At 70.6% G+C, this 3010-nt stretch carries 1 protein-coding gene and 1 pseudogene; both read right to left on the reverse strand.

Annotation, left to right across the window (positions count from 1 at the left end):
* A pseudogene (locus ACWCO3_RS33375) lies at nt 1–271 on the reverse strand (hypothetical protein); the annotation flags it as partial.
* 142 nt (nt 272–413) lie between these two features.
* Nucleotides 414–2888: a NosD domain-containing protein gene (locus ACWCO3_RS33380; RefSeq protein ID WP_450013927.1), complete on the reverse strand. Its 2475-nt coding sequence runs from the start codon at nt 2886–2888 to the stop codon at nt 414–416.
* Nucleotides 2889–3010: the final 122 nt, after the last annotated feature.

The raw sequence follows: 3010 nt of genomic DNA on the forward strand, positions 1-3010 counted from the left end.
CCGGTTGGACGACGGCCGCCGCCGCGGAGATCGTGCAGAACGGGTCGTTGCTGCTGCCGGTGCCACCGCTGGCGGAGCAGCGGTTCTGGTCCACGGACAGCTCGGCCGGCAGGACGGCTTGGGCGGCCGGCTGGGTGGTCACGGGCACTGCGGCACGAGCGGGCACCGCGGCGCGAGCAGGCACCGCAGCATGCGCCGCCGGCCCGGCCAGGCCTCCGGCACCCAGGACAAGGGGTACGACTAGGAACCCGGCGAACCAGCGACCACCCATGGACCATCCCCGTCTTATGTCGATCATGATCAGGACGGAGACTACCGGCATTGCCCGGCCGGTCACGTCAGTCGATCGGTCACCGTCGCCGGAACGGCCGGAGCCGGCACCATCACGTGGTGCCGGCTCCGGATCCGTTCGGTCACGGGTTGGCGGCGATGAAGTGGCCCGCCTGGTCGACGACCACATCCGTGCTGCCACCGCTGTTGTTGGTCAACGTCACGGAACCGTTGGCACCCACTCGCACCACCGCGGCGTTCGACGCCGTCTCCCCGGCCACGAAGTTCACGTTCGAGGCGGCGGACGGCGCCTCACCCTTGGGCTGTGCGGTGAGGACACCCGCTGCGGTCGGCCCGGTGACCGTCAGGTTGGCGACCAGCGCGGTCGGCTTCGGCGTCGTGTCGTTGCCGTTCGGGTCGAGGTAGGGCACCAGAAGGTTAAGCGACGAGAACGACGCCAGCCTGCTCCCGCCGTTCCCGGACCGGGTGTCGAGGATTCGCCGGGGGCCGTACGGGACGAAGCCGTCGGTGGCTCCGGTGCCGTACCAACCGGCCAGGTCCGCGAGCACGTGGGTGGTGCCGGAGCTGACGTTCTGGATGACGAGCCGGCCGTTCACCACCGGCACCGTCACCAGGTTGGGGATGGTCTGGCCGGTGACGAAGTTCAGGTTGGACGCCGTCGGCACGGACGAACCGGCCGGGTACACGGTGAGAAGCCCGTTCGCCGTCGGCTGGGTGGCCGTCACGTTCAGCACGACGGCCTTGGCACCCGACGGCACCCGCCCGGAGAGATCCAGCACCCGGTAGCTGTTCGCGGGGACCGGCGCGCCTCCGTTGGCCCGAGTGTCCAGCACGCGGGTCGGCGCCAGCGGCTTGAAGCCGTCACCGAAACCGGAGTAGAAGCCCTGCAGGTCGACGACGACGTGCACCGTTCCGCCGGCGTTGTTACGGATGCGCAGGTTGCCGTTGGACATGGGCACCGTGACCTGGTTCGGCACGGTCTCGCCGGGAACGAAGTTGACGCTCGACCCCTGGGGAGTCGTCGTCCCGTCGGGGTAGACGCTGAGGTATCCGGCGCTGGCCGGCTGGGTGGCCGTCACATTGAGGACCACCGCCGTGATGTTCGAGGCCGAGACACCATTGATCGACATGACCGGCAGAACGATCTCCGAGTTGGCCGCGATAGGAACGGTGGTGCTGATCCCGACGGCGGAGCGGGTGTCCAGCAGACGGGTCGGTGCCACCGGAGTGAACATCGCGCCGAGGACCGCGCAGTCTCCACCCAACGGCTCGGGCACGAACGGCGGGAGCACCCGGAAGTTGTCGAACCGGACGTCGTTGTCCACACAAGCGGAACCGGCGCGCTGGAGTTGGCGATCGACGGGCACGATCGGGCCCACCCGGTAGAACCGATCGTTGGTGAAGATGCGGGCCACCTTGCCCACCGGACCATCGGTGGGCCACGCGTGATTGACCGTCAGGGGTGAGGTGTAGTCCAGCGATGAACCGCCGGGCTTGCTCTGGACCCCGTACCCGCTCACCGTCCGGCCACCCTGGAGTTCGACAGCGCCCCGGTCGTGATACCCGTTGCCAGTGCCGGTGTTGGCCACGGTCGGTGCGTCGGCGTGTGCGTTGTCCAGCAGGTCGGTGCGGGCGACCCCGGGTGCCGTCGCGTCGGCGGAGTCGACCGCCGGCGATGCGGCGGTCGGTGGGATCCAGCCGCGCTGGGTGCCCTGCTGCTCGCCCAGCAGTACCGGAGCCAGGATGTCGTGGCCGCCCTGCCCGGTGGCCGCCCGGAACGACGCCAGGTCGGCGTGATCGGTGTCGCTCCAGCGGTAGACAGCCCCGCCACTGGCCGGGTCGACCAGGTTGTAGTCGGCCGCCGTGCTGGCGGTGGCGGCGGTGGAGACCGAGATCGCCGGTGCGGTCGTCGGGTCGGCGCAGGCCCCCGGCGCCGGGACGGGCCCGGAACCGGTACGCAGGATGTTGTTCCGGATGCTCGCGCCGGTCGAGGCACCGGCCAGCACGATCCCGGCCGTGCAGTCGGTCACCACGGTGTTGCCGGTGATCCGGGCTCCCGGCGCGTCGGTCACGGCGACCCGGGTCTTGAAGAAGGTGTTGGCCGTGACCACCGCGCCGGTGACGCCCGCCTCGACGGCCACGCCGGTGCCAGAGCCGGAGAACCAGCCCCGACTCACCGTGACAGCACTGGACGAGCCCGTCACCCGGACGGCGGGCAGGGTGCCGGCGCCAGCGGCGATACCGTCCACGGTGACCCGCTGGGCCCCGCTGATCAGAGCCGGCACCGCGTCGCCGCGGCCGGTGAGCGTGAAGCCCTCGACCACTACGTCATGCACGCCGGAGATCGTCAGCGGCGTACCGCTGAGCGTGTAGTGACCGAGACGAACGATGCCCCGCGAGGTGTTGACCGCACGCACGGTGATCGGCGCGGACTCGGTGCCCGACCGCGTGACCGTCACATTCTCCGCGTAGTCCCCCGGCTGCACGAGCACCGTCTGACCCGGCTGGGCGACCGCCAGAGCGGCGCCGATCGTGCAGTAGGGCGCGGCCTCGCTGCCGTCGCCAGCCGGCTTGCAGTTGGACCGGCTGACGTACACCTCGGTGCCGGCGCTCGCGGCCCTGGCCGCCGGTCACCACCTACGTCCAGCCGGGCAGGCAGTACTCGTTCCAGGATCGCGGCCGTCTCCATCACGGCCAGCGAGTCGTAGCCCAGATCCTC

The organism is Micromonospora sp. NPDC002411 (genome assembly GCF_053592955.1).